The sequence below is a fragment of the Microbacterium aurum genome (genome assembly GCF_016907815.1).
GTDB lineage: Bacteria > Actinomycetota > Actinomycetes > Actinomycetales > Microbacteriaceae > Microbacterium > Microbacterium aurum.
In genome coordinates, this window is sequence record NZ_JAFBCQ010000001.1 from 1,097,952 (window position 1) to 1,123,582 (window position 25,631).

General features: G+C 67.0%; 26 protein-coding genes. 16 read left to right on the plus strand and 10 right to left on the minus strand.

Translation table 11 applies throughout. The features are described from left to right. Window positions 1-100: 100 nt before the first annotated feature. Window positions 101-1,411, plus strand: a complete 1,311-nt coding sequence (locus JOD60_RS05445; RefSeq protein ID WP_076689269.1) for an ISL3 family transposase — start codon at window positions 101-103, stop codon at window positions 1,409-1,411. Window positions 1,412-1,431: 20 nt separating this feature from the next. Here JOD60_RS05445 and JOD60_RS05450 read toward each other — a convergent pair whose 3' ends face one another. Continuing rightward, window positions 1,432-2,082 (minus strand): hypothetical protein, encoded by a 651-nt coding sequence (locus tag JOD60_RS05450; protein WP_157127860.1) that lies wholly within the window; start codon window positions 2,080-2,082, stop codon window positions 1,432-1,434. Window positions 2,083-2,645: 563 nt separating this feature from the next. On the opposite strand from JOD60_RS05450, the gene JOD60_RS05455 reads away from it, so the two are divergent. Beyond that, a complete protein-coding gene (locus JOD60_RS05455; protein ID WP_157127861.1) occupies window positions 2,646-3,287 on the plus strand; it encodes a hypothetical protein in 642 nt (213 codons plus the stop codon). 177 nt (window positions 3,288-3,464) lie between these two features. Here JOD60_RS05455 and JOD60_RS05460 read toward each other — a convergent pair whose 3' ends face one another. The 3 genes from JOD60_RS05460 to JOD60_RS05470 form a co-directional block, all read right to left on the minus strand. Next, window positions 3,465-4,187, minus strand: a complete 723-nt coding sequence (locus JOD60_RS05460) for a head GIN domain-containing protein (RefSeq protein ID WP_196382799.1) — start codon at window positions 4,185-4,187, stop codon at window positions 3,465-3,467. A 14-nt stretch (window positions 4,188-4,201) separates the two neighbouring features. Next, window positions 4,202-4,672, minus strand: coding sequence for a DUF6326 family protein (locus tag JOD60_RS05465; protein ID WP_076689277.1), 471 nt, complete (start codon window positions 4,670-4,672; stop codon window positions 4,202-4,204). 67 nt (window positions 4,673-4,739) lie between these two features. Next, on the minus strand, window positions 4,740-5,732 hold the full coding sequence (locus JOD60_RS05470) for an NAD(P)-dependent alcohol dehydrogenase (protein WP_230403788.1): 993 nt from the start codon (window positions 5,730-5,732) through the stop codon (window positions 4,740-4,742). Between the two features lie 133 nt (window positions 5,733-5,865). Here JOD60_RS05470 and JOD60_RS05475 point away from each other — a divergent pair, with 133 nt between their 5' ends. The 3 genes from JOD60_RS05475 to JOD60_RS05485 are packed head-to-tail and all read left to right on the plus strand — an operon-like array spanning window position 5,866 to window position 8,373. Next, window positions 5,866-6,552 carry a DUF2306 domain-containing protein gene (locus tag JOD60_RS05475; protein WP_076689280.1) on the plus strand — a complete coding sequence of 229 codons (687 nt, stop codon included), beginning with the start codon at window positions 5,866-5,868 and terminating at the stop codon, window positions 6,550-6,552. A gap of 31 nt (window positions 6,553-6,583) precedes the next feature. Then, the gene (locus JOD60_RS05480) at window positions 6,584-7,699 is read left to right on the plus strand and encodes a sensor histidine kinase (RefSeq protein WP_076689282.1); all 1,116 of its coding nucleotides are present in this window, start codon (window positions 6,584-6,586) and stop codon (window positions 7,697-7,699) included. Continuing rightward, window positions 7,696-8,373: a response regulator gene (locus JOD60_RS05485; RefSeq protein ID WP_076689284.1), complete on the plus strand. Its 678-nt coding sequence runs from the start codon at window positions 7,696-7,698 to the stop codon at window positions 8,371-8,373. The genes JOD60_RS05480 and JOD60_RS05485 overlap by 4 nt, the downstream gene beginning before the upstream one ends. On the opposite strand, the gene JOD60_RS05490 is transcribed toward JOD60_RS05485, so the two are convergent. After that, a complete protein-coding gene (locus JOD60_RS05490; RefSeq protein ID WP_076689286.1) occupies window positions 8,370-9,626 on the minus strand; it encodes an RNA polymerase sigma factor in 1,257 nt (418 codons plus the stop codon). The two genes, JOD60_RS05485 and JOD60_RS05490, sit on opposite strands and share 4 nt — an antisense overlap. Further along, window positions 9,623-10,015, minus strand: coding sequence for a YciI family protein (locus JOD60_RS05495; protein ID WP_076689288.1), 393 nt, complete (start codon window positions 10,013-10,015; stop codon window positions 9,623-9,625). The genes JOD60_RS05490 and JOD60_RS05495 overlap by 4 nt, the downstream gene beginning before the upstream one ends. Before the next feature lie 242 nt (window positions 10,016-10,257). On the opposite strand from JOD60_RS05495, the gene JOD60_RS05500 reads away from it, so the two are divergent. The 3 genes from JOD60_RS05500 to JOD60_RS05510 all read left to right on the plus strand — a co-directional run bounded on the left by JOD60_RS05500 (window position 10,258) and on the right by JOD60_RS05510 (window position 13,194). Then, entirely contained in the window at window positions 10,258-10,890 is a 633-nt protein-coding gene (locus tag JOD60_RS05500; RefSeq protein ID WP_157127863.1) for a hypothetical protein, read from the plus strand. 653 nt (window positions 10,891-11,543) lie between these two features. Then, on the plus strand, window positions 11,544-12,137 hold the full coding sequence (locus JOD60_RS05505) for an RNA polymerase sigma factor (RefSeq protein ID WP_232321701.1): 594 nt from the start codon (window positions 11,544-11,546) through the stop codon (window positions 12,135-12,137). After that, window positions 12,103-13,194 (plus strand): CU044_5270 family protein, encoded by a 1,092-nt coding sequence (locus tag JOD60_RS05510; protein WP_157127864.1) that lies wholly within the window; start codon window positions 12,103-12,105, stop codon window positions 13,192-13,194. The genes JOD60_RS05505 and JOD60_RS05510 overlap by 35 nt, the downstream gene beginning before the upstream one ends. A 173-nt stretch (window positions 13,195-13,367) precedes the next feature. Here JOD60_RS05510 and JOD60_RS05515 read toward each other — a convergent pair whose 3' ends face one another. Together JOD60_RS05515 and JOD60_RS05520 are read right to left on the minus strand one after the other, a co-directional pair. Continuing rightward, window positions 13,368-14,360 carry a Fic family protein gene (locus JOD60_RS05515; protein WP_232321702.1) on the minus strand — a complete coding sequence of 331 codons (993 nt, stop codon included), beginning with the start codon at window positions 14,358-14,360 and terminating at the stop codon, window positions 13,368-13,370. Between the two features lie 408 nt (window positions 14,361-14,768). Then, on the minus strand, window positions 14,769-14,924 hold the full coding sequence (locus JOD60_RS05520; RefSeq protein ID WP_157127865.1) for a hypothetical protein: 156 nt from the start codon (window positions 14,922-14,924) through the stop codon (window positions 14,769-14,771). 211 nt (window positions 14,925-15,135) lie between these two features. Here JOD60_RS05520 and JOD60_RS05525 point away from each other — a divergent pair, with 211 nt between their 5' ends. The 7 genes from JOD60_RS05525 (at window position 15,136) to JOD60_RS05555 (ending at window position 23,551) form a co-directional block, all read left to right on the plus strand. Then, window positions 15,136-15,657 carry a DUF1877 family protein gene (locus JOD60_RS05525; RefSeq protein ID WP_076689299.1) on the plus strand — a complete coding sequence of 174 codons (522 nt, stop codon included), beginning with the start codon at window positions 15,136-15,138 and terminating at the stop codon, window positions 15,655-15,657. Window positions 15,658-15,725: 68 nt separating this feature from the next. Further along, complete coding sequence (locus JOD60_RS05530) at window positions 15,726-17,177, plus strand: DUF3375 domain-containing protein (RefSeq protein ID WP_076689301.1); 1,452 nt, start codon at window positions 15,726-15,728, stop codon at window positions 17,175-17,177. Further along, on the plus strand, window positions 17,174-17,833 hold the full coding sequence (locus JOD60_RS05535) for a DUF4194 domain-containing protein (RefSeq protein WP_076689304.1): 660 nt from the start codon (window positions 17,174-17,176) through the stop codon (window positions 17,831-17,833). Before JOD60_RS05530 ends, JOD60_RS05535 begins: the two co-directional genes overlap by 4 nt. Then, window positions 17,830-21,183 carry an ATP-binding protein gene (locus tag JOD60_RS05540; RefSeq protein WP_084201910.1) on the plus strand — a complete coding sequence of 1,118 codons (3,354 nt, stop codon included), beginning with the start codon at window positions 17,830-17,832 and terminating at the stop codon, window positions 21,181-21,183. Before JOD60_RS05535 ends, JOD60_RS05540 begins: the two co-directional genes overlap by 4 nt. Next, complete coding sequence (locus tag JOD60_RS05545) at window positions 21,180-22,301, plus strand: DUF3322 domain-containing protein (protein ID WP_076689306.1); 1,122 nt, start codon at window positions 21,180-21,182, stop codon at window positions 22,299-22,301. The genes JOD60_RS05540 and JOD60_RS05545 overlap by 4 nt, the downstream gene beginning before the upstream one ends. 115 nt (window positions 22,302-22,416) lie before the next feature. Further along, on the plus strand, window positions 22,417-22,941 hold the full coding sequence (locus JOD60_RS05550; protein ID WP_076692068.1) for a helix-turn-helix domain-containing protein: 525 nt from the start codon (window positions 22,417-22,419) through the stop codon (window positions 22,939-22,941). A 25-nt stretch (window positions 22,942-22,966) separates the two neighbouring features. Further along, window positions 22,967-23,551, plus strand: a complete 585-nt coding sequence (locus tag JOD60_RS05555; protein WP_076689308.1) for a PIN domain-containing protein — start codon at window positions 22,967-22,969, stop codon at window positions 23,549-23,551. Window positions 23,552-23,916: 365 nt separating this feature from the next. On the opposite strand, the gene JOD60_RS05560 is transcribed toward JOD60_RS05555, so the two are convergent. Continuing rightward, complete coding sequence (locus JOD60_RS05560) at window positions 23,917-24,216, minus strand: addiction module antidote protein (RefSeq protein ID WP_076689311.1); 300 nt, start codon at window positions 24,214-24,216, stop codon at window positions 23,917-23,919. Continuing rightward, window positions 24,200-24,511, minus strand: a complete 312-nt coding sequence (locus JOD60_RS05565) for a type II toxin-antitoxin system RelE/ParE family toxin (protein ID WP_076689313.1) — start codon at window positions 24,509-24,511, stop codon at window positions 24,200-24,202. Before JOD60_RS05565 ends, JOD60_RS05560 begins: the two co-directional genes overlap by 17 nt. Before the next feature lie 457 nt (window positions 24,512-24,968). Here JOD60_RS05565 and JOD60_RS05570 point away from each other — a divergent pair, with 457 nt between their 5' ends. Next, window positions 24,969-25,619 carry a DEAD/DEAH box helicase gene (locus tag JOD60_RS05570; RefSeq protein WP_076689315.1) on the plus strand — a complete coding sequence of 217 codons (651 nt, stop codon included), beginning with the start codon at window positions 24,969-24,971 and terminating at the stop codon, window positions 25,617-25,619. The last annotated feature ends 12 nt before the right edge of the window (window positions 25,620-25,631 follow it).

Sequence of the window (25,631 nt, forward strand, 5' to 3'; positions counted from 1 at the left end):
TTGAGGGTGTAGCCCGGGACCGCCGGCTGGTTCGCGGATAGGCGTCGAGGTCTTCCAGGATGGAAGTTCTCACGCTCACCATCCGCCGGAAGACCTCGACTTGCACCACCCTACGTTCGCGACCCCTGACCTGACCACGTTCTGCCGTCTCGACGAGCTCGGCCTTCAAGCCGTCGGGCAGCTGCTCGAGCCTGATCGGGCGGTGCTGGAGTGCCGCGTCGTCGAGGACGACCCGTGGTGTCGGAAGTGCGGCGCGGAGGGCGTGCCGCGTGACACGGTGACGCGGCCGCTGGCGCATGAGCCGTTCGGGCATCGGCCGACGACGCTGCTGGTCCGGGTGCGCCGCTACCGGTGCACGCACTGCCGCCGGACCTGGCGGCAGGACACGTCGAAGGCGGCGGCGCCGAGGGCGAAGATCTCCCGCGGCGGGATCGGGTGGGCACTCACGGCGATCGTGGTCGACCACCTCACCGTCTCCCGCGCCGCAGCAGGGCTCGGGGTGTCGTGGCATACCGCGAACACCGCGATCATCGCCGAAGGCAAGCGTCGCCTGATCGACGACCCGGCGAGGTTCGACGGGGTCACCACGATCGGTGTCGACGGGCACGTCTGGCGTCACACACGGTTTGGCGAGAAGTACGTGACCGTGATCATCGACCTCACCCCCGCGAGGAACAAGACGGGCCCGGCCAGGCTGCTGGACATGGTCGAGGGCCGCTCGAAGCAGGTGTTCAAGCAGTGGCTCGCCGCCCGGCCCAAGGAGTGGTCGAAGCAGATCGAAGTGGTCGCGATGGATGGGTTCAGTGGGTTCAAGACCGCCGCGTCCGAAGAGCTCCCCGACGCGGTCCCGGTGATGGACCCGTTCCACGTCGTCCGCCTGGCCGGCGACGCGCTCGACCGGACCCGGCAGCGCGTCCAGCAAGACACCCTCGGGCACCGCGGTCACGCCGGCGACCCGCTCTACGGCGTCCGCCGCACCCTCCACACCGGCGCGAGCTTCCTCACCGAGAAGCAGACCGCACGGCTCGACGCGGTGTTCGCCGCCGAGGAGCACGTCGAGGTCGAAGCGACCCGGGGCATCTACCAGCGCATCGTCGCCGCCTACCGCGAACCCGACAAGAACAAGGCGAAGGAGATGATGCGGGCGGTGATCGACGCCGTCAGCAACGGCGTCCCCGCGCTGCTCAAAGAGGTCCGTCGCCTCGGCCGCACGCTGAAGCAGCGCGCCGCGGACATCCTCGCGTTCTTCGACCGCCCCGGAACGAGCAACGGCCCAACGGAGGCCATCAACGGCCGGCTCGAGCACCTTCGCGGTTCCGCCCTCGGCTTCCGGAACCTCACGCACTACGTCGCCAGATCGCTCCTCGAAGCCGGCGGATTCAGACCCGCCCTACACCCTCGTTTGCGATGAGCCGGTTTGGTGGGCGCTGTTCAGCCGATTCGGTACCCGGTGCGCGTGGTCTCGATCTGCCGTGGCACGCCCGCTTGGATGTAGTTCGAGAGGATTCTTCTGCCGATGCGGATGACTCCTGATCGCTCCTTGTCGCCGTCCGTTCTCGGGTCCCAGGAAGCGGCGTAAATGTCGCCGCGCAGCTCAACTTCAATTTCGGCCCTGATCGCCGGGAAGATGGATTTGGATAACCTCGGGACGCGCAGTTGGCCATTGCTGATGTCTGTCGCAGTGACGTTCTGAGTGGGGCGAGTGATTCCGGTCGACTCCGGCGGTTGGGTGATGGTCAGGTCTGCCCTCTGAGTTAGCTCGCGGGCGTGCGGCGTGGCGCGCCCCTCACCGTCGGATAGCTGGCGAGGTGCTTTAAATCCGTGAAGGCCGTGGGCCTTGCGCCGCCCAGCGGGAAAGGTGAGGTTGGCGAACGGGAGTGGCGCTGTGGGATCGATCATCGTGCTCGCGACGTCATCCGAAATGTTGGCGACGAAGTGGCCGATCATGGCCGCCTCCGCCGTTGCCGGGTCTTGTGTTGGTCCGTAGTGGACCCACAGCAACTCGGGGTTGAGCATCTTGACCGGCCAGCCTCCGGCGTGCGGCGCTCTGGCGCCGATTGCGGTCTTGTAAAACTGGTCCACTCGGTGCTGTGTGCTGCTTCCGGCGAGGCCAATGTAGACGACGGGTTCTCCTTTCGGCCACATTGCCCTCAGCCGGCTGGTGAGGAGATCCGGAGTTGCGGCGACAGAGTCAACTGTCGCCTCGTGCCTCGCGTTCAAAAGCGTGCTGACTGCCGTCAGATCGAGGGGGCAACTGCGCAGCCCCTCCTGGCGGTCAGGATCGGCACTGGTTGAGATGACGTAGACGCCGGGCGCGTGAAGCAGGACTGGCTTATGCCACCGAGCTACCCCTGCATACGGAACGCCAGCGCCTACAAAGAGGTCTGTCACTGATGTCACCTTTATCCCCAATCAAGCCGATCGTGCTCGGAGCATATCGACGGTCACCGACGTTGCCGTTGTGAGTCTTGCGCTCGAGCGATGGACGCGTCTCGAACACGGGATTCGACGGGATCCTCGAACAGTGCGCGCAGCAGCCCGACGCGCTGTTGACGACCTATGCCCAAGCACAGTTGCCCGCGCACGCCCCGCTAACGTTCAGTGCCCGTTTCCGGATCGCGTGTCGGCTGGCTTCCATAGGATCGATGGGTCGGAAGTCCGACGACAGACCTGGGGAGTTCTTCGTGAAGATTCGTGGTGCGATCGTTTCGCTTATCGCTTGTTCGATGTTCGTGCTGGGCGGGTGCTCTGCCGGCGGAGACGTTGCGACCGACAGTTCGTCCGCCTCGCCTGCCGCGATTGAGGTCGAGGAGGATCTGGTCACCGTCGATGTGCGGATTGCCCGGTCGCTCCTGGACCAGGGCGGGTCGCTCTCCGACGAAGAGATCGTGGCCGGCGCAAAGGAGAAGGGCATCGCCGCGGTCGTTGAGGGCGACACGGTCGTCTACACGATGACGAAGCCTCAGCGTGACGAGATGCTCGCGCAGATGCGTTCTTCCGCGCAGGACGCCGCCGATGAGTTGATCGCTGACGACACGAACTCCGTAACTGGGGTGGAGTTCAACGACGCGATGACGTCGGTCAAGGTGTCTGTCGATGCTGCGAGGTACGGTGCGCTGGAGAGCTTGCTCGCGCTCGGGTTCTACATCCAAGGCGCGCTCTACCAGCAGTTCAATGGCGTCGCTCCCGACGACATCGACGTGATCGTCGAATTCGTCGACGACGCGACGGGCGCGGTGCTGGACACCGGGTCGTACCGGGAGATGGGCGAGAACCTCGGCCAGTAGGACTTCCCGCTCGGATCCCACCGCGCGGAGCGGCGCCCTCTGCGTGCACTGCCCGGAAGGGGATCGCCACGGCGAGGGGACCAATGGGAGGCCGCTGCCTATGCTTCGCGTCACCCATGCGCTCCCCGACCACGTCGGTGTGCATCGCCGCGACCCAGCCGCGCATGGGAGCGCGGCTCAGCCGGCAGCGATCTCACCGCTGCCGCTGGTGCCTCTTGTGATCTGTGCGGGGTCGCCCGTGTAGACGAGTTCGCTGCTGCCGCTCACGGTGGCGTCGAGGTCTTCGCTGACGTGCACGCGGGCGTCGGCGCTTCCCCTGAGCGAAGCGCTCGCGGTCTTCGTGCGCAGGTCGCCGGCGTCGACGTCGGCCGACCCGTCCAGGGTCAGCTGCAGCGACTCGCTCGCTCCTTCGACGGTGACGTCGCCCGAGCCCACGACCGTCACGGTCAGGTCGTCGGTCTCGACTCCCGTGAGCGTCGCACTGCCCGAGCCGCGGATCTCGATCGTGCCCGTCCGGCCGAATGCGCCGGCGCCTGACACGCTCCCCGAGCCCGTGATCCGCACTCGGTCGAGGCTCCGGACGGTGAGCTCGTACCGGATGAGCGTCGGCCCCAGCGCGCCGAGGTCGGAGTCGAGCACGAGCGTGCCGTCGTCCACCTCGGCCGTGAGCGACGAGATCACATTGCTCGCCGCGGTGATCGTGAGCGACTCGGTCTCACCGACTGTGACGGTGAGGTCGCCGCTCGTGCGCAGATCGAGTGCCGACACCCCGGCGATGTCTCGCTCCTGGGTCGCCCGCGGACCGGCGAGAAGCACCGGCCCGCAGGCTGCGAGCGGCGCGGTGACGGCGAGCGCTGCAACCACCAGGGTCGTGCGGCCGATCATACGACGGATGCCCATTCGCGCTGCGCCTCTCAGCGACGGATCTCGTCGACCGGCACCGGCGCCGCGGCCGGGATGCGCGGCCATGCCCACGACGCGCGCAGGATGAACGCGAGCAGCAGCAGCTCGACGCCGATCGAGAGGACGTAGAAGGGCGCCCACTCCCAGCTCTCCCCGACCGCGTTGAAAGCGGTGACGGGGATGTACAGCGCGGCCACCAGGAGGTTCGCGATCCGGTTCGCCTGAGCGGGGAGCACCACCGAGAGAGTGATCATGAGCGACGGGACTGCGAGCAGCGCGAGGAACGCGGTCATCAGGGGCGGGCTGATCTCGAACTCGAACACGAGCCCGGCCTGGATGTCGTCGAGGATTCCCGGTCGGTACAGGTGGTAGTAGTCGACGTAGATGTAGAGGAACATGAGGCTCGCCCATGCGGCGGCGAGCTTCGCCTGCACAGGCATCGCCACGGTGGCGAGCGGGGCCTGGAGCTTCGGAATGGTCATCGGTCCTTCTTTCCTTGAGGTGATCCGCCGGAGTGGCGGCAGGTTCGGTGCGCCCGAGTCGCGCTCGTCAGACGGCGACCACGACCTTCCCCCGGGTGTGGCCGGCGCCGACGTGGGCGAGGGCCTCGGCCGCGGCTTCGAGAGGGTAGGTGCGGTCGATGGCGGGCGCGACCTCTCCGGTCGCGAGCAGGTCGGCGAGGGCGAGCAGGTCCTGGCGCCTGCCGACGGATGTGAACGGCCTCAGCCGCTGTCGGGTGAACCCCGACAGGATGCGCGCCTTCGCGATGCGCCCCAGCGGCCCGAACCAGCGTCCACCGCGCCCGCTGTTGGGGATCAGGGTGCCGGTCGGCGCGAGCGCGGCGCGCACCTCGGCCAGCGGCTGCGCCTCGACGTTGTCGAAGATCACGTCGTACCGGCTCCCGGCGCGGGTGACGTCGGTCGCCGTGTAGTCGATGACGTGGTCGGCGCCGAGCATCCGGACCATTTCGAGGTTGGCGGTGCGGCACACGCCGGTCACCTCGGCGCCGAGCGCCTTCGCGATCTGCACCGCGAACGAGCCGACTCCGCCCGACGCGCCGGTGACCAGCACCGTCTGGCCCGGCTGCACCTTCGCGATATCGCGCAGAGCCTGCAGCGCGGTCATGCCCGACGTGGGCACCGCCGCCGCCTCTGTGATCGACAAGCCCGGGGGGACGGGAACGAGGTTCTCGGCCCTCACGCACGCGTACTGGGCGAGCGCACCCGAGCCGGTCCATCCGAACACCTCGTCGCCGGGGTGCAGTGCGGTGACATCGGTGCCCACCGCGGTCACGACACCGGCGAGGTCCATGCCGGGGATGCCGTGGCGCGGGCGCCGCAGCCCGAACATCAGGCGCACCATGTACGGTTCGCCGGTCATGACGAAGTAGTCACCCGGATGCACTGAGGCGGCACCCACCCGCACGAGCACCTCACCGCGCCCGGGCTCCGGTACGGCGACATCGCTCATCTCGAGCACCGAGGGCGGCCCGTAGCGGTGCTGCACCGCGGCTCGCATCGTCAGGGTCGTGTTCGTTGTCATGGCTCGAGCATCGCCGTCGCACCGGCGCCGCGTCATCGGCCGGGAGGCCCTCATCCCGTCAGCCGAAAGTACGGTTCGCAGTCCGTGCCGACGACGGATGCCCCGAGCCGGCCGCCCCGGCGAGCATCGAGGCATGTCGTATCCCACGAATGCCACCCGCCCGACAGCCGCGCACGGCACAACGCGCGCGAAGACGGGATGGCCGGTGATCGCGGGCCTGGTGCTGCTGAGCGTGCTCCCGGTGATCGGCGGCGCGCTTCGCCTGGGAGAGGTGAGCGCCGACCCCGGGAGCGCCCCGAGCGGGGTCGCGGCGGTGGCGATCGTCACGCACATCGTGGCGATGACGGTGTTCTGCCTGCTCGGCGCGTTCCAGTTCTCACCCGCGCTGCGAACCCGGCGCCGCTGGCACCGCACCGCCGGCCGCACCCTGATCCCCTCCGGGTTCCTCGCGGCGGCATCCGCGATCTGGTTGGCGGTCTTCTTCGGCGGGCCGCCCGATGAGTTCGCGACCGCGATGGTCCGTCTCGTCTTCGCCGCGGCGATGGCGGTACTCCTCGTGGAGGCGGTCATCGCGATCCGGCGACGAGACTTCACCGCGCACGGAGCCTGGATGACACGCGCGTACGCGCTCGCCGTCACCGGCGGAACCCAGGCGGTCGTCTCCATCGTGTGGTCGATCCCGTTCGGCGAGCCCGCTGCCGCCGGCGAGACGTGGGTCGTCGCGGCGGGGTTCGTGATCAACGCCGTCGTGGCCGAGGTGCTGATCCGGCGACGGGCCGCCCGGCGGATGCCCTGCGTGCCCGCCCACGCGACTCCGTGAGCATCCGGTCGTGCGCTTGTATCCTGACCCGGTGACCGGGCTCTGGCGTTCCGCGTGGACTGCGCCCGGCGCCGTGCCGTCACCGCCGCGCCGGGTCTGGCGGGACTGGCTGCTGCTCGCCCTCATCACGTCCACAGCGGTGGTCGAGGCACTCTTCCGCACCGACCTCGCACACCCGCTGCCCGCGGCGATCGCGCTGCTCGCGGTGGCGCCGACGGTGCTGTGGCGGCGCACCCGGCCGCTGCTCATGCTCGTGATCGTGATGGTGCCGGTCGATCTGCTGCTGCCCGACTCGGCCCTGTACGCGAGCCTGTTCGTCGTGGTGATGGTGTACGCCCTGTTCCGGTGGGGATCGGGACGCGACCTCATGATCGGCTCGGCCGTGATGCTCGTCAGCCTCGCCCTCACGTTCAGCCGGGGCGGCGGCATCGACGAGCTGGTCGGCGGGTTCGCGCTGCTGCTCGCTGCGGTGCTGCTGGGCGTCGCGCTGCGCAGCCGGGCGGCGTCGAGGGAGCGGCTGCTCGACAGCATCCGCACACGAGAGCGCGAGCACCTCGCGCGCGACCTGCACGACACCGTCGCCCACCACGTGTCAGCCATCGCGATCCGCGCGCAGGCGGGCCTGGCGGTGGCGGCGCACGACCCGAGCGCCGCACGCGACGCACTCGGCGTGATCGAGTCCGAGGCCGCCAAGACCCTGGGCGAACTGCGGTCGATGGTGCGGGTGCTGCGGCACGGCGAGACGGCCGATCTCGCGCCGAGCCCCAGCCTCGGCGACATCGCGCAGCTCGCCGGTACACGGCCAGGCGGCGTGGTGGTCGCCGTGACGGTCGAAGGCGACGACGGCAGCATCCCGCCGCCGGTGGCCGCTGCGGTGTTCCGCATCGCGCAGGAGTCGGTGACCAACGCCCTCCGTCACGCGCGCCAGGTCACCGACGTCACCGTGCGCGTCGAGGCCGACGAGCAGGGCGTGCGGCTGAGCGCCACGAACGACGGAGACATCCCCACATCGCCCACGCCAGGCTTCGGCATCATCGGGATGATGGAGCGCGCCGCGCTGCTCGGCGGCACCTGCCACGCAGGACCGGCGCCGGGCGGCGGCTGGGCCGTCACCGCTGTGCTTCCTCGTGTTGGATGGGCACCATGACCATCCGCGTGCTCGTCGCCGACGACCAGGAGCTCGTGCGCACGGGGTTGAGCATGATCCTTCAGGCGCAGCCCGGCATCGAGGTCATCGGACAAGCGGTCGACGGCAACGAAGCGGTCGCCCTGGCGCGAAGCCTGCGACCAGACGTCTGCCTGTTCGACATCCGGATGCCGGGCCTCGACGGCATCGAGGCGACGCGCATGCTCGCAGGCCACGGCGTCCACGACCCGATGGCGGTCGTCATCATCACGACCTTCGACCTCGACGAGTACGTCTTCGCCGCGCTGCGGGCGGGTGCCAAGGGATTCCTGCTCAAGGATGCCGGCGCGGAGCTGCTCGCCCAGGCGATCCGCGCCGCCGCCCGCGGCGACGCCCTGATCGCCCCCAACGTCACGGTGCGGCTGCTCGAGGCCTTCGCCGGAACCGGCCCCGCCGACCCACTGCCGCAACCGGTCGAACCGCTCACCGAACGCGAGGAGCAGGTGCTCGCGGCAGTCGCGCGGGGGCTGAGCAACAGCGAGATTGCGAGCGAGCTCTACATCACGCTGAGCACGGTGAAGACGCACGTCGCGAGCCTCATGACCAAGCTCGACGCCCGCAACCGCGTCGAGATCGCCATCTGGGCGCACCAGACGGGGCGGACCCGCGCGCGAAGTGACGGCGAGCGGAACTAACTTCCCGTGCCGCTCAGCGGTCCGCCGCCGAGCTGGCCGCGGCGCCGGCTGAGGTAGGCCCGCTCGGCCGGATTTCCGGCGAGCTCGAGGGCACGATCGTATGCAGCGCGGGACTCGTCGCTGCGCCCGATCCGCCGCAGCAGGTCGGCGCGCGTCGCGTGGAAGGCGTGGTACCTGTCGAGGGCGTGCCCGAGTCGCTCGATGTCGGCCAGGGCGACATCGGGTCCGTCCAATTCGGCAATGGCGACCGCGCGATTGAGCCGTGTGATCGGGGAGGCGTCCACCTGCATCATGCGGTCGTAGAGGGCGACGATCTGAGCCCAATCAGTGTCGCGCGCGGACGCGGCCGACGTGTGGACGGCGTTGATGGATGCCAGAAGCTGATACCGGCCGGGTGGGCTCCCGCTGGCGATCCTCTCGCGCACCAGCCCGTGCCCCTCAGCGATGAGGGCGCGGTTCCACGCGCCTCTGTCCTGTTCGTCGAGCGTCACGAGCTCGCCCGTGGCGGACACGCGAGCCGCGCGGCGGGCATCGGTGAGGAGCATCAGTGCGAGCAGTCCGGTGACCTCGCCCTCATCGGGGAGGTGCGCGCGAAGCAGGCGGCTGAGGCGGACCGCCTCATCGGTGAGCTCGGTGCGCACCGGGTCGCCGTCTCCGGACCCGAGGTAGCCCTCGTTGTAGATCAGGTAGACCACTGCCAGCACTCCGGCGAGCCGCTCGTGCAGGTCGGCCGTCGACGGCACGCGGAAGGGGATCCCCGATGCTCTGATCTTCGCCTTCGCGCGGGTGATCCGCTGCGCCATCGTGGTCTCGGGCACCAGGAAGGCTCGGGCGATCTCGCCGACGGTCAGGCCGCCGACGAGGCGGAGCGTGAGGGCGATGCGGGACTCCACCGCGAGGGTGGGGTGACAGCAGACGAAGATCAGGCGGAGCCGGTCATCCTCTACGGGTCCCACCGGATCGTGGGCGCTGTGATCGCGCAGCATGTGAGCCGCCAGATGCTTGTCGGCTCGCCGCGACTCGCGGCGCAGTCGATCGATGGCTTTCCTCGTCGCGGTCGTCGTGAGCCACGCCCCGGGGTTGGGCGGAACGCCATCGCGCGGCCATTGCTCGAGCGCGGTGACATAGGCCTCGGCGGCGGCATCCTCCGCGACGTCGAGGTCGCCGAACCGGCGGGCAAGGCCCGCCACCACCCGCGCCCACTCGTCGCGGTGGGCGCGGGCGAGGGCGTCCTCAACGGCTGAGGTCGTCACGACTCCTGTGCGTCGGCGCCGTGCTTCTCGACGATCTCGTCCATGCCCGAAGGGAAGCGGTGCACCTCTTGCGGCCAGTCGAGGGCGACTGCGAGACGTCCCGCCCAGTACCGCGCTGCCTCGTCATCGGCCGCCTCGATGACGGTGAAGCCGCCCAGGTGCTCCTTCGTCTCGACGAAGGGTCCGTCGGTGAACACGGCGGTGCCGTCTTTGCTCACGACGCTGAAGATGGCGGTGGACGCATCGATCCCGCCGTCCGCGTAGAGGAAGACACCCGCCCCCTGCATGTCGTCGATCACGGCTCTGGATGCCTCGCCTTTGGCGACGAGCTGCTCGCGGGTGTGCAAGGGCACCCACTCGTCGTTGAATGCGATCAGATACTTCGGCACTGTCGTGTCCTCTCATCGGACGAGGGCCGGTCGTCGGCTCCTCGGTACACCGACCCGAATCGGTCGATCCACCTGTTCTACGAACGGCGACGGTCGGATACGACACTAACTCCGAGGAATCCCGCCGATCCAGACTCCGACGTGGACCATCAGGACCGAGCGCTGAGGACGTCGAACGGGCGATGCCCGGAAGAGGATCCTTGACCACCGTAGCCAGTGGCACCGGTCGATAAGGTCGAGGCATGCCCTCGCGCCGTGTCCGGATCGCAGTTCTGACAGCACTGCTCGTGGCGCTTTGCGGATGTTCAGCAAAGCCGCCTGGCACCGTCTCGTCAGCATCGCCCGACACAGACGGTGCGTCGCTGGCCGCTGAGACACCGAGCACGACACCGGCACCTGATCCCACACACTCGCCGGAGCCGGTTGCGGTGCCAAATTGCGCGGAGCTGCTTAGTCTCGAGCAGGTCCGTGTCACTCTCAACGACGACCGGGTGGAGGGCCCCGACCCCCTCGATGCGATCGAGGCGCCATCTGTGCTGGGGCCGGCAGCGCGTCATACGTTCGAAACCGCGACCGATGCGGTCGGTTGCAGCTACGGCATCCCGTATTCGGACGGCGGCTTCTACGTGATCGTTCTCGCAGTCGACGCGGCGTCAGCATCGGAGCTTGTGTCTGCGCTTGAAGCGTCCAATGAGTACGAACACACCACGCGCGGCGACATCGCCATGTTCTCGAAAGGGGTCCCCGAAGGTATAGGAACTTACCTCGGCTACGCACTCGATGAGAACGTTTGGGCGATCGTCCAAGGAACGATGGTCAGCTCGACGACATCTGTCAATATCGCAGCCGACGCCGTCACCGCCGTCTTGGGATAGGACGCTGAGCCGCCCACCACGCTCCTCATGCGTGCAATGCCCGGATAGGGATCCGCTTCGCGCGTGCCGCGAGGAGCCGAGGGGTGCTAGCGGGAGGATAGGAGGCTGCCCACGCAACCGCGGCCAGGGGTCGCAAGGCTACTGCGTGCGTCTCGTTTGCGTCCCGGCGAACGAAGGTGTCCTCACGTCAGCGACGAGCACGACGACTGCAAGTACAGGTGAACAGCGGGAACTGAGGGTCTGTGCCGGCATGAGGCGCTCGAAGGGCCGGGTTCAAATCCCTCCGTCTCCGCTCTAAAAAGCACCGATCAAGGGCTATTTTTCTTCGCTTCTGCCACGAAATCTGCCATTTCTGCCACGTTTTCGATGTGGTTGGCGTTGAGCAATCTTGCGGTTCTGTGGGATTCTGCTGAGCGTTCTGCTCACTGTGAGTTGCTCGGCGCATGGTTGCGGCTACTCAAGGGTGAGACCGAGCGCGCGAATCCCTCCGTCTCCTCCCCGACTCGGCGTGCCCGCTCGGGCGCTTGCTTCCGCTCGCTGTGCTCGCGCCGTCGGCGGCTATCGTCGCGTTGTCCGCACCGGCACGTCGTGTCATCAGATCGGGTCGAGGTGGTGGATCGTGAACTCGAACGGGAGGAATGAGCAATACAGACGTGAGCGCAGACAACGAGGTGATCGAACGTTCGGCGGATGAGCCGGGTGCGTTCGCGTTGCTCTTCGATCGACATGCGCCGGCGATCTACCGCTACGCGGCGCAGCGGCTGGGAGAGGGCAGCGCCGAGGACGTGATGTCGGAGACGTTCCTCGTCGCCTTCGAGAAGAGAGCAGCGTACGACCTCGCGATCGTCGATGCTCGCCCCTGGCTGTTCGGGATCGCCACCCGCTTGATGCATAAGCATGTGCGGCTGGAAGCGCGGGCATGGAAGGGCATGGTCGCGGATCTCGCGGCGCAGCTCTCGCCCGACATGATCGAGCAGGCGGGCGCGCGGTTGGACGCGGCACGGCTCACGCGGCGCTTGGCTTCGGCGCTGCGTGGCCTGCCCGCGTCCGACCGCGACACCCTGCTGCTGTACGCCTGGGGCGACCTCGACTACGCGGGCATCGCACGCGCTCTCGACGTGCCGATCGGCACCGTCCGCTCACGCCTGAATCGTGCCCGCCGCATCCTGCGGACCGCGGCCGGCACCAACGATCCCGAACTGGAGAAGGAACATGGACGAGTTGACGCTGCTGCGCAACACGCGTAGCGAGACCGAACCGCCGGAGTCGACGTTGCACCGGGGCAGGGCGGCGCTCCTGGCCGCAGCCTCCGGCTCCGCCCAGCCGCACATCAGCACGTCGCGCCGACCGAGACGCGCCCGACGCTTTGCGATCGGCGGACTCAGTACGGTCGGCGCCGCGGCACTGGTGGCGGGGCTCGTGCTGACGGACGTGGTCGGCCTCGCTGGCTGGCGTGGTGGGGCGGATGCCGCTGCCGCCGCCGTGCTCGACGAGGCGAGCGCCGCCGCGATCGCCTCAGTCGATCCCGTGGTGCAGCCCGGCCAATATCTGAGGGTCAACACCAGGGGCGTACACCTCTCAAGCGGAGGTATCGGTGATGTTGTGGCGTCGTACCAGTACGCGTCCGATGACACTCTCTACCGCCCCGCAGATCCCTCCGATGACTGGGTGTGGGTCCGCGGTCCGCAATCCATCGCGGCGACATTCGGTCCGGAGTCCGAGCAGGTGGCGAACGCGTGGTGGGACGCCGTGTCCTCCTCGTCAGGTTCATTCGAGGCCGGGGATCTTCTCCGGGCACCTGGGGGCGCGTTCTACGGGGGTGACGCCGGGGCGGGGTTTGCCGATCTGGACCAGCTTCCGCGTGACCCGTATCGACTGCTCAACTACATCTACCGTGTCACCCTCGGCTCCGGTCCCTCGCCCGACACCGAGGCTCTCGTGTACATGGCCGACCGTCTCCGTGTCGGGAACGTGCCCGCCGACCTGCGCGCCGCGATGTACAAGGCTGCGGCCATGATCCCGGGCGTCACGTTCACCAGCGATCAAGCTACCCTTGACGGCCGCACGGGGGTCGCGATCGGCCGCGTCGAGGACGCGTGGGGCACCCGGGTGGACATCATCATCGACCCCGATACCGGCACGTTCATCGGCGATCGCGAGGTCCTCCTCCGCGACCAGGACGGCGTACCGGCGGGCACGGCGGTGCGCTGGACGAGCGTCACCTCCTCGGTCGTCGACGAGGCGCCCGAGGGCGGATCGGTGTGCGGGAAGATGACCGTCGACCCGGAGACCGGGCAATGCTGACCGGGACAACTGTCGGAGTCGAACCGACGAGTCTCATCCTCCCTCCGACGGAGTCGCTTGTGATTCCGCTCGACCTGCACCGACCTCATGCGATGAGCGACCAGCGCTGATTGCACCACATCGATCCCCCTCGCGACTCGTGAGGGGGATCGATGTGGTGAAGCGCGTGCCGACTATTGCTTCTTCTCGCCACGTGAGTACTTTGATGCCTTGTACTCCTCGAGAGCAGACTTGCTCGACCGGTACCGGCCGTCGCTCCCGATGATGGCTTCGAGGCGCCCGCGCGATGCGGCTTGCTTTAAGGCGACGAGGCTGAAGTCGTCGTCGACGAGTGCCTCGAGAGGCACGTACTTGGCAGGGCCGGCGATGTTCGGGATGAGCCGATGGAGATTGTCGACGACGGAGCGGCTGATCACTTCTGCCAGAGGCCCGTCATCCCCTTGATCCGAGCGTTCGAGTGCGCGGAGGTACTTCCGTCGCTGTTCCTTGAGGATGATCGCGGGCGGCCACCCGAGCCGGATGAGTAGAAGGTTAAGCAGGAGTCTTCCGCTGCGTCCGTTGCCATCGATGAACGGGTGGACGCACTCGAACTCGCGATGCAGCCGGGCCAGCTCTTCCGGAACCGCGGCGATGGTGAGTGATCCATCGGTGATCTGTTCTTGCAAGTGATTTGCTCGATCGACCCACGCGGTGATCTCGGACGGGATGAGCGGGAAGGTCGGGGGCTTCATGCCGCCCGCAAATCCCTGGATCTCATGCTGCCGCCAATTGCCTGGCCCTTCGGTGTCATGCGCATCCGGGTGTGGCGCCACCTCCCACACCTTCGCCATGGCGAGAGCATGGACGCGCCGAACCTCGGTGACGGTGACCAGACCGTCGTGCGACCACTCATCCGGGGCGACGGCCTGCTGGTATACCCACCGGGCGGCTTCGGCGTATCCGAGGACCTCCATGTAGTCCTTCAGCTCCTTCGCCCCCACAGCGCGCCCCTGTTCGAGCAGGGTCTCGACTTCGCGGAGGACGAGAGTGTTTCCCTCGATCGCTGTCGAGTGGTGAGCTTCAAGATGCCACAGATGATCCCACAGCGACTTGGCTTCGTAGGGCTTCGGCAGCCCGCCGTAGTTCGCCAGCTCATCGATTGCGGTCGCGAAACGCTTGTAGATCACTTCACGGCTCGGTCGTCCGCGTCCCGGCCGCCCACTCGTAGAATTTGTCATCACCGCTCCGCCCTAAATCAACATCGACAACTTAGCATGTTGTCATCGCTGACCACTGATTAATCAACAACGACAAACTCAAGTCCGTCAGGCGTCTGAATGCACAGGACCGGGTCTTCGTGAGGAGATAGCTTCCGCCCAGAATCCTCGACCGTTTTGAGACGCGGCGCGGAGCGGTCGAAGCCCTCGAAATGATCGTCGAGTCTGAATCGGCGTAGGCTGAAATCGCGTGCTGAATGCGGCGCGCGGCCGCGGGATCGCTCCTCAATCGCTGCCACGTTTCAGCCACGAATCGAACCGAATCGACCTGATCGAAACGGACGCCGCCGGGGTCACAACCCGCGGAATCACGCGGTTTCAGCTGACCTCCATTGCCATCGGCGCGATTTCAAATCCCTCCGTCTCCGCGGAAAAATCCCAGATCAACGGCTGTTTATTTCGCATCTGCCACGAAATCCGCCATTCTGCCACGTCGGCGAAGCGTTCCGTTCTGGGCGATCTGAGCTCGATCATGAGTTCCCGCTCATCAACCTGCTCGGTTGCGGCTGGACCGGGCGAAGGTTCAGTGCCGCAGCCCGCGAGACCGCGAGCGCATATCCCTCGGTCTCCAGGGGCGGGGCCATGCGAAGGCCTCCGTTCCTCCACAGCGGCGGATTCGGGCGCGTTCTCCCCACGGCGTCGGATGCGGTGATCGTGGCTGCGCCTCCATCGGGATGCTGGCCGCATGGGAATCCGTTACTACGCATATGCCTTCGACGCCGACCTCGTTCAGCAGGCGGTCGATGACCCGCACAGCATCCTCTCCAGCGATCCGCTCGCTGACGCGTGGGGCCTGGAGCCCCACGCGGCGATGAGCGCTACGACGTTCGAGCAGGTCTCGCCGAAGCGCGACATGCTCTATCTCGACAAGGCGTGGTCTGCTTTGCAGTCCCTAACGCGCTCGGGGACGGGAAGCCCTGCCACTGGTTCGTGCTACCGCATGTTCGAGGGAAACGTGACGATGCACGACATGGGCTGGGACCCGTGGGTGAGGACGATCCTCCCGGAGGAGGTGCCCTCGATTCGGGACGAGCTCTGCGCGACCGACGAGTCTGAGGTGCGATTGTGGGCGCGCACTTGGCGCAGCCGGCACGGAGCCGACGATGCCGACGAGCTTCGCTACGTCCTCGACTACCTCAGGCGGGCGCAGAAGTTCGTCGAGTCGCTCGCAGCGGACGGCCGTGGAATGGTCTACCTGATCGGGTGACTCTGTCCGAACCACCCGCGGCTGTCGCCGCGTCAACGGATGTCGGTGTGTTCCTTCAGAATGGACGCGTGCCCGCCGTTGCCCAGGTTCTCGAGCTCGCCCAGCTTGCGGAGCGCGATGCGGCGTGGAAGCTGCTTCGAGCCGACAGCGCACCCGTGGTCGCCGGTCTTCTCGGGATCCACCTGGGCGGAGACGAGCGCCGAGTCGACGCTGAGGAGCTGTACGAGCGGATCGATGCCGACCTCGAGCGGCTCCGTGCGCAGGGGCTGATCTTGCCGCTGACTGCGAAGGGGTACTGCGGGGAGTGGCGATCGGCCGGCTTCCTGGTGCGTCGGCCGTCATCGGAAGCGCGGGGTGAGACGCTCGAGCTTTCCCCGGATGCGATCGCCGGGATCCGCTTCTTGCAGGGGCGTGCCGCCCCGCGTTCGAGTGTGACCGAGTCTCGGCTTGCGAGTCTTGCGGCGCAGGTCCGTCGCCTCGCGATCGACACCGATCCTGACGTGTCAGCGCGCATCGCGCTACTCGAGGAAGAGATCGAGTCGATTGAGCGGCGGATCGAGAGCCTGCGTTCCGGTGACGAGTCCGCGATCGATGAAGACCGGGCGCTCGAGCGCGTTCGCGACGTGCTGGCGCAGGCGGCGGACGTGCCGGACGACTTTGCTCGGGTGCGTGCCGAGTTCGAGACGCTGAATGCGTCGCTGAGGGCGAAGATCGTCGAGTCCGATGTTTCTCAGGCGTCAGTCGTCGACGAAGTCTTCCGCGGAATCGACCACATCTCCGACTCGGATGCAGGCCGCAGTTTCGCTGCCTTCTCCCAGCTCGTGCTCGACCCTGCACTCGGTGCCGCATTCGAGGCCGACATCCGTCGCATCCTCGACCGCAGATTCGCTCGTGATCTCACCTCGGATGAGCGCCGGGCACTGCGCGCCTTCCTCGCAACGCTCAAGGGACGAAGCGCGGAGATCCACGATGTCATCACGCTGTTCGCCCGGGCGCTCCGCCGCTACGTGCAGTCGCAGGACTACCAGCGCGACCGGGTCCTGCGGACTCTTCTGCGGGAGGCTCAGCACGCGGGTGTGGAAGCATCCGCGCATACGCGTCCATGGCATCCGACGTCGCTCACTTTGGATCTCTCCGCCGTGGCCATGTCGAGTGTCGGGGCGATCGACCTCCACGATCCCGCAGAATTCGCCGCCACCGAGGAGATCGTCACGCATACGGCATCCCTCGCGAGCCTCGAGGAGTTGCGGGCGATCGCCCGTGAGACCGAGATCGACTTCGACGAGCTCACCCGGAACATCAACGACCTGCTCGCTGAGGTGGAGTCATGCACGGTCGCAGACGTCCTCGCTCGATACCCCGCGACGCAGGGGGTCGGAAGTGTGATCGGACTTCTCTCGATCGCGGCCGAGCAGGGAAGCGTCGACGACGAACCTGAGGTGCTCACGTGGCAGGGCGCCGACGGAGTTCCGCGTGCGGCAATCGTCGCGGCGCACCGATTCACAGGAGCGGTGACATGACCGAAGTGATTCCAACGGATGCCGCCCCCGTGGAGCACGCCGGCCTCTGGCGCGGTGACGTAGGGGAGCTTCCGGATCGGACCAGGCGGGTCCTGCTCCGTCTGGTGCGCGGCCCGTACCTCTCAGGCGCACGAGAGGCGCAATTGTGGGCAGTACTGCTCACCGACGAGGCGGTCATCCGCTCGCGTCTCGCCGAGCTGTTCCTCGAACTGGTCATCGACCGTGACAACGAGTTCGCGTTCGTCCGCAACGCTCCCTCCGACGAAGCACCGAAGGCGGTGCGGTCCGAGGCCTTGACGTTCCTCGACACGGCGATGCTGCTTGTCCTGCGCCAGACGTTGCTGAGCGAGGAGGGCCGTGGGCGCGTGATCGTCGGGCAGGCGGAGGTCTTCGAGCAGCTCGCTGTGTTCCGCACCCCCGATCGGGACGAGAAGGACTTCGCGAGTCGAGTCAATTCGTCGTGGAACAAGATGCAGAACAAGCTCCGTGTGCTGCACGCCGTCGGCGATGACCGCGCCGAGATCTCTCCGGTGCTCCGGCTGCTCGTTGACGCCGACCAGATCCGCGCGATCACCGCGGAGTATCAGCGGATCGCCCTGGAGGGCGAGGATGAGGTCGCTGCCGCGCCGACGGATGCCGAGGACACGAGCGCATGACGATGCTGACCTTCCCCACTGACGAGCCGGCGGTCGATCCGACCAGGCCCGGTCAGTGGCGCCTCGCCCAGATCGAACTCGTCAACTGGGGCACGTTCGCGGGCCACGTCGCCGTGGACGTCGCGCGCGACGGTCACCTGTTCACCGGGGCATCCGGATCGGGCAAGTCATCCCTCTTGGACGCGATCGCCGCGGTTCTCACCCCCGATCGGTGGCTGCGACTCAACGCGGCAGCTCAGGACGGCACATCTCGACAGAGCGATCGGACGCTGATGAGCTACGTGCGCGGGGCCTGGAGCAAGGAAGCGGACGAGACCGCTGATCGGGCCACCACGACGTACCTTCGCTCGAAGGCCACCTGGAGCGGCATCCTGCTGCGCTACGAGAGTCTTCGTGACGAACCGGTCGTCCTGCTGCGGGTGTTCCACGCACCCGGCACACGCACCGAGCCGACAGTGTTGAAGGATGCGCGGATCTTCGCGCGCGGCGAGGTGGAGCTTCTCGAAGTGAAGCCGCATGTCGAAGGCGGAATCGACGCGCGCCGAATGTCGAAGGCCTTCCCCGATGCGCTCATCACAACCGGTGGACGGCACGGACGCTTCCATGAGCGTGTCATCCGCCAGTTCGGCTTCCGCGGGGACGCGACGCTCCAGCTTCTCCACAAGACGCAGTCGGCGAAGAACCTCGGCACGCTCGATGCGCTGTTCCGCGGGTTCATGCTCGATCAGCCGGGGACCTTTGCACGCGCGGAGACTGCGGTCGAGCAGTTCACGGAGCTCGATGCGGCCCACAAGCACGTGGTCGACTTGCGTAAGCAGGCTGATGCGCTCCGCAAGGTCGACGAGGCCATCACCGCGTTCGATCTGGCCGGTGCCGAGATGGCGGCGATTTCTGATCTGCACGATGCCGTCGAGCCCTTCACTTCGGGGCTCAAGCTTCGGCTTGCGAAGGAGGCCGCGGGTCCCGCGCGCGCCGTGCTGGCGCGCGCCGAGAGCGAGGTGAGCGACGCCGAGCGAGAGCAGCGGCTGGCGTCCGAGGCGCTGGAGAGCGCGAAGGCGCGTGTTCGGGATGAGGGTGGCGCGCGGGTTGAGCTTCTGCAGGAGCGGATCGAGAGTGCACAGCGCGCCGAGGACATCTCCGGGCAGTATCGAGCCCAGCTGACCGCCGAGTTGGCGCGCATCGGTGCGCCGGTGCCCGAGGATCCCGAGCAGTTCGCGGAGCTCCTTGCGGCGGCCGTTACCGAGGCGGCGCGCGATATCCCCGCGGTGTCGTATGAGGTGCGTGACGCCGCCAGTCAGGCGCGCAAGGCGCTGGATGAAGTAACGAAGCAGATTCAGGCGCTGAGAGATCACCGAAGCAACCTCGATGAGAGGCTACTGAGCGCCCGGCGATTCCTCGCCGACACTGTCGGTGTGCCGGCATCGGCATTTCCTTTTGCAGGCGAGCTGATCTCGGTGGCAGAGCAGCACTCCGCATGGCGCGGCGCGGTAGAGCGAGTGATGGCCCCATTTGCGCCGACGCTCCTCGTCCGGGACGAACACCTTGTCGCTGCGCGTCGGGCGGCCGAGTCGCGGACACTGGGTGTCAGGCTCATCATCGAAGCGGTCCCGCACTCGGTCGACGAGCCGCGTCGCCCCAAGGATTCCCGCTCGCTTGTTCATCGCCTCGTGGTGAGCGCCGGACCCTTCGCGTCCTATGTCCGCAAGCGCATCGCCACCGAGTTCGACTACGCCTGCGTTTCACACCCCGACGAGCTCGATGGCGTCGACCGTGGCGTCACGATCGGCGGCCTCGTCAAGCGCAACTCACGTAGGTACGAGAAGGACGACCGTCACGACGTCGGTGACGCCACCCGCTGGATGCTCGGCGGCGACACCCAAGCGCGACTTGAAGCGCTGCTAGACCGTCGGCGCGAAGCGGAACTCGCGAAGGACAAGACCGCTGCCCGCGAGTCGGACGCGGACTCGCTTCATCACGACGCTGTCACTCGGCGTGACGTCTTCACCCGCGTATCGACGTTCACGTGGAGCCAGGTGGATCTCGCATCCGCGAAGACGGTCACTGCCGCCCGGCGCGACGAACTCCGGGTGCTCACCAGTGAGTCCGGATCTCTCCGTGAAGCACAGGAGGCCGCGGAGCGAGCAACCCAGCGGCTGAACGAAAAGAACGAGAGTCACGAACGGGCGGTCGGAGACCATGCTGTCGCCCGCAAGAACGTAGAGAGCATCGCGGCACACATCGCCGGACTCGAGGCGACTCCGCACGCTCCGGTCGACGAAGCGATCGCCGAGTCGCTGGAAGCACGGTTTCGCGCCGAGCGACGCTCTGTCAGCCTTGAGACGGTCGACGAGGTCGCACGCAAGGTTCAGTCGGCGCTCTCGAGGGAGAAGGACGCCGCGGCCGGCCGTGCAGCCGACGCTGAAGCCAGCTTCGCGGGACGTGCGGCGGAGTTCCGACTCGGGTGGCCAGCAGCATCCGCCGAGCTCACTGCCGATATCCGTGACCGTTACGGGTATCGCGAACTTCGGGAGGGGATCCTCGCCCGCGGCCTGCCCGAGAAGGAGGCCGAGTTCCGCAAGCTGTTGCGGGAGCGCTCGCAGGATGTCGTGGCCCACTTGCTCAGCGACCTCCGCGACGCCCCGGGGCTCATCCGCGAACGGATTCTTCCCGTGAACGCATCCCTCGGACGGTCCCCGTTCGAGGGGACGGATCGCTTCCTCGAGATCGATGTGAAGACGACCCGGACGCCGGAGGTCGACGAGTTCCTCACCGACCTGCGCCGCATAGTCGAAGGCAACTGGGCTGACGAGTCCGCCGCCGGCGCGGAGCAGCGCTTCGGCGTCCTGCAGCGCGTCATCGGTCGACTCGGCTCCAAGGACCGCATCGACATCGACTGGCGAAATCGTGTGCTCGACACACGGCATCACGTGAGCTTCCTCGCACGGGAGAAGGACCTCACCGGCCGGGTCGTGCGAGTGTACGACTCCGCCGAGGGGTTGTCGGGCGGTCAGCGGCAGAAGCTCGTCATCTTCTGCCTCGCCGCGGCGTTGCGCTACCAGCTCACTGAGGAAGAGGACGAGGTCCCGAGGTTCGGGTCGATCGTGCTCGACGAGGCATTCGACAAGGCCGACAGTCGATACACGCGCAACGCGATGGAGGTGTTCCGGGAATTCGGGTTCCACATGATCCTCGCGACACCTCAGAAGCTGCTGCAGACACTCGAGCCGTACGTGGGCGCGATTACGTCGGTATCGAACCCCGACCGCAACACGTCACGACTGGCGAACGTGGTGTTCGCGGTCGGTGAGCCGGAGGCCACCTCCACCCCGCATGCGGAGTCGCGCGCGTGACGACGCCCGTCACGCCGCCGGACCTGCGTGCGCGCGCGAAAAAGCTCTTCGACCGTGATGCGCGCACGTGGGCGGCCGAGCAGCAGGCCGGTGTCGTGCTCGATGTGCCCCTGCGGCCGCCGACAGAGCGGGAGGCGCTGAGTGACCTGAATCGTGTTCGAGGGTGGGTCAACTCCTGGCGCGACGTGACCGCAGAGCCGGACATCCAGCTCGAATGGGTCCTCCGCAGTTGGTCGCGCGTCGGCTCGCAGGAAGTACCCGTTCGCGCGGTGATCCGAGGGCCCGAGGCGATCGCTCGAGTCGCCGGCGAGGCAGACGGTTGGCGGCGTCTGGTGACGCGACTCGGCGAGCTGAGGGGTCTGGTCGGGTCCGATGCCGGCGGTGTGCTCCGCGCCCATGCCCGCGCGATCACCGACCTGGATGCGGCCGATTTCGACAGGCTCGTCGATGTGCTGACCTGGTTGCGTGAGAACCCGACATCGGGCCGACTCATCCGGGAACTGCCGATTCGCGGCATCCACACCAAGTGGATCGAAGCCCGCCGCGGCCTCGTCGAGGCGCTGCATCGCGCCGGAACCGGCGCACCCGGATTGGGTCTCCGCGAGCCGTCTCCGCTCATGCGAATCCGTGTCCTCGATCCGTCGCTCTCCTTCCAGGGCCTCACCGATGTGACGGCGCCCGTCGGCGATCTGGCGGCGAACGCGATCCGGCCTGAGCGCGTGTTCGTGTTCGAGAACCTCGCCACACTGCTCGCAATGCCGAACGTGCCCCAGGCAGTGGCGATACATGGCGGCGGACACCGGGTCGACCTCGTTGCTCGCCTTCCCTGGGCGCAGGCGGTCACCTACTGGGGAGACCTCGATTCGCACGGATTCGCCATCCTCAACCGACTTCGAGCCCGGGGAGTCGATGCTACCTCCGCGTTGATGGACGGCGACACCCTGTACGACCACCGCGATCTCTGGGGGATCGACCCGGATCCGAATGTCGGTGTGCTCGAACTACTTACTCCCGGTGAACGCGCGACGCTCCAGTCTCTGAGCGCGGAGGGCAACATACGCCTCGAGCAGGAGCGCATCCCGTGGAGCTATGCGCTCGGGCAGCTCGACATGCGGTGAGCGCGGCCGGCAGTGGCCCTGATCCCAGCATGCTCCTTCGATCTGTCGGTGACACATGCTAACGTAATCGCAACAAACGCAACCTCCTGCGTTTACGTGTATTGAGGTGATTCCCATGTCTCGCGCTGCAGTCGTTGAAGAGACGTACCTTCCCAGCAGGGGAGGCGAACTTGCTCCTGTTCTGGACTTCCTCATGGCCCATGAGGCCGCTGGCCGGGCTCTTCCCGAGCCGCGGTACTTCCTTGCGGGGGCGCGTCCAGGCGATCAGGTCGAGCTTCCGGAAGAGGTCTACCTTGCCCTCCGCAAGATTGTGGACGCAATGCAGAGCGGGCTGGCCGTGTCAGTTGTACCCCAGGCAACACGGCTCACCACTCAGCAGGCAGCGGATCTCCTGAACGTGAGCCGCCCGACCATCGTGAAGCTCCTCGACGAGGGCGAGATCCCGTTCGAGAAGGCTGGAACGCACCGACGCGTTCTCCTCGCGGATCTGCTCGAATATCGAGAGCGCCGGCGGGAGCGTCAGTACGACATGCTCGCCGCCACGCGCGACGCCGTCGGCGAAGACAACATCGAGCAGACGCTCGAGGACCTGAAAGCGGCGAGGAAGGCGGTTGCAGCGAGGCGGGCAGCACGACTCTGACCTCGCAGGCTGACAGGATGGGGTCGTGTTCACAGCAACCCTCGACACCAGCGTGCTGTGGCCGAGCCTGCAACGTGACTTCCTCCTTTCCCTCGCAATCGAGGGCGCGTATCGACCGACCCGGAGTTCGGTGATCCTCGACGAGCTCGAGTTTCACGAGGAGGCAAAGCTCGTGAAGCGGGGGATACCCGTGACCGAGGCTGCTGGCCGTGCAGCGACCCTCATCGCCGCGATGCGGCGAGAGTTCGCCGACGCGGAGGTCGCAGGTTGGGAGCCGCTGGACGGTACGTTCGGGCTTCCCGATCCGCATGACGAGCATGTGGTCGCGGCGGCCGTCATCGGGGGCGCAGGAGCGATCGTCACGGAGAACCTCAAGGACTTCCCCGCGGACAAGATTCCGTCGGGCATCCAAGTGCTCAGCGCCAAGGAGTTCGCGAAGAATACCGTCGTACTCAACCCAAGGCATGCGCTCGCCTCGGTGCAGGAGATCGCGAGTCGTTCCGGCCGCTACGGTGCAGCACTCACCGTCGAGGAGATCCTGGACACGTTGCGCGACCGGTACGGCATGATCGAAGCCGTCGAGATGATGGTCGAAGCTGCGAGCGAGTAGCCTCAGATCGCGCGCCTGCCGTGTAGGCGAGGTTGCCAGATTCGCGCTGGGCGCCCCGCCACGTTTCTGCCACGAATCGAAACCCGCTGACCTGATCGAAGCGGCCTTCCGTGACATCAGAACCCGCGGAATCATGCGGTTACAGCCGGCTTCAGTTGCCATCGGCGCGATTTCAAATCCCTCCGTCTCCGCCAACAAATCCGCGGTCACCCGGGGTATTAGCTCTTTCACGTGAGGGTCATGAGGGCCGCAGCGGTGGTGTCGGCGACCCCGCAGTGTCCCGGACACTCTAGAACGCCAGACCGCGGACGAGGCCGCGAGATCCTCCTGCGGCCAGCGATGGTCGGCGGAGGCATAACGTCGCCTCAGGCGACGGATTCGAAGTGGAGTCTGAGTCCGAGAGCGTCCGCGACTTTCACGATGGTGGCGAAGCTCGGGTTGCCGTCGGCTGAGAGCGCTTTGTAGAGGCCCTCGCGGCTCATGCCGGTGCGACGGGCGAGTTCGCTGAGGTTCCCGGATCGGGCGATAGTGCCGAGTGCACGCGTGACATCGGCCGGGTCGGTGCTGTCTTCGACGGCGGCCTCGAGGTAGGCGGCAGCGTCGGCGGGGTCGGTGAGGTAGTCGGCCGTGTCGTAGCGGCTGAAGCGTTCAGTCGTCTCGGTCATGGTTCTTCCACTCCTGTGCCATTCGGTGTGCCTGGGTGATATCGGACTGCTGGGTGGACTTGTCGCCTCCGCAGAGCAGGAGGATGAACCGAGACCGTTCCTGGAGGTAGTAGACCCGGTATCCGGGGCCGTAGTCGATTCTCAGTTCCGAGATGCCGTTGCCGACCGGTCTCACGTCGCCGGGGTTGCCCGCGGCGAGTCTGTCGATCCTGATCAGCACCCGGGCTCGCGCGTTCCGGTCCTTCAATTTTCGTATCCATTGGTCGAAGACCGCGCTCTTGACGACATCGACCATGTGTCAACTGTAGTTCACAATCGGTGGGCTGGCTAGAGTCGGGGTCAGCCCTCCCCGCCGGGGTTTGAGAGTGAGCTTCGCGCGCGCCGGTGCTGGATCTTGCAGAGCGGGGCGCCCGGCGCGGGTACGGTCGAGGTGTGGGCGTTCCCGACCGGATCCAGGAGTTGCAAGAGCGCATCCGCGCGCTGGAACAGGATCTATCCGGAGCGCGGCAAGAGTTGGCCGCTCTTCGCGGGAGCGCGGGGGGAGTTGCGGCCCGAGCAGGCGGCCACAGTCGAAGAGCTGCTTCGGCACGAGACGGGGGTGCTCGTAGCGCCCCCGGGCGCGGGCAAGACTGTGATCGCTCATCGTCGACGAATGTCACGCGATCGCGGGCCCAGCAGTCGAAGCGGCGATTCGCGAAGTCAGTGTCCGCAACTGGGTCGGGTTGACCGCGACTCCGTACCGGGCAGATCAGATGGACGGACTGATCACCATGCAGGCCGGGCCCATCCGCGACAGGATCGTGCCCCGTGAAGCGCAAGAACGACGCTTCCTCGTACACGAGACGGCGTTCACCACCGCAGAACCCGGTGAAGGCGGCCCTTCCATGCAGGCGATCTACTCGGAGTTGGCCGCGGACGAAGCGCGAAACGAGCAAGTGGTCACGGAGATCGAGCGCGCCGCAGCGCAAGGCCGACGCTCACTTGTACTTACGAACAGGCTCGACCATCTCGCGGCACTCGCGACCGCTGCCGAAGCTCGCACAACGGTTCCGGTGGTCCGCCTCCACGGCCGCCTGCCGAGCCCCGAGCGACGGGCAGTACGCGAACGCCTGAGCTCGTTGGACGCTGCACGCGACCCCTTCGTCTTGATCGCGATCGATAAGGTCGCAGGAGAAGGTATCGATCTCCCCTCCCTCAACACACAGTTCTTGGCTGTGCCGGTGTCGTTCAAGGGGCGGATCATCCAGCAGATAGGCCGTGTCACACGGGGGAGCGGCGCCCCGGATCTGCCGACCGTTCACGACTTCCGTGATGTCGCTGTACCCGTGCTGGAACGCATGCACAACCGGCGCCGCCGCGTCGTCGCCAAGGAAGGCTTCTCGATCTCAACCGAACGCGGCTGACGGCGCATTGCG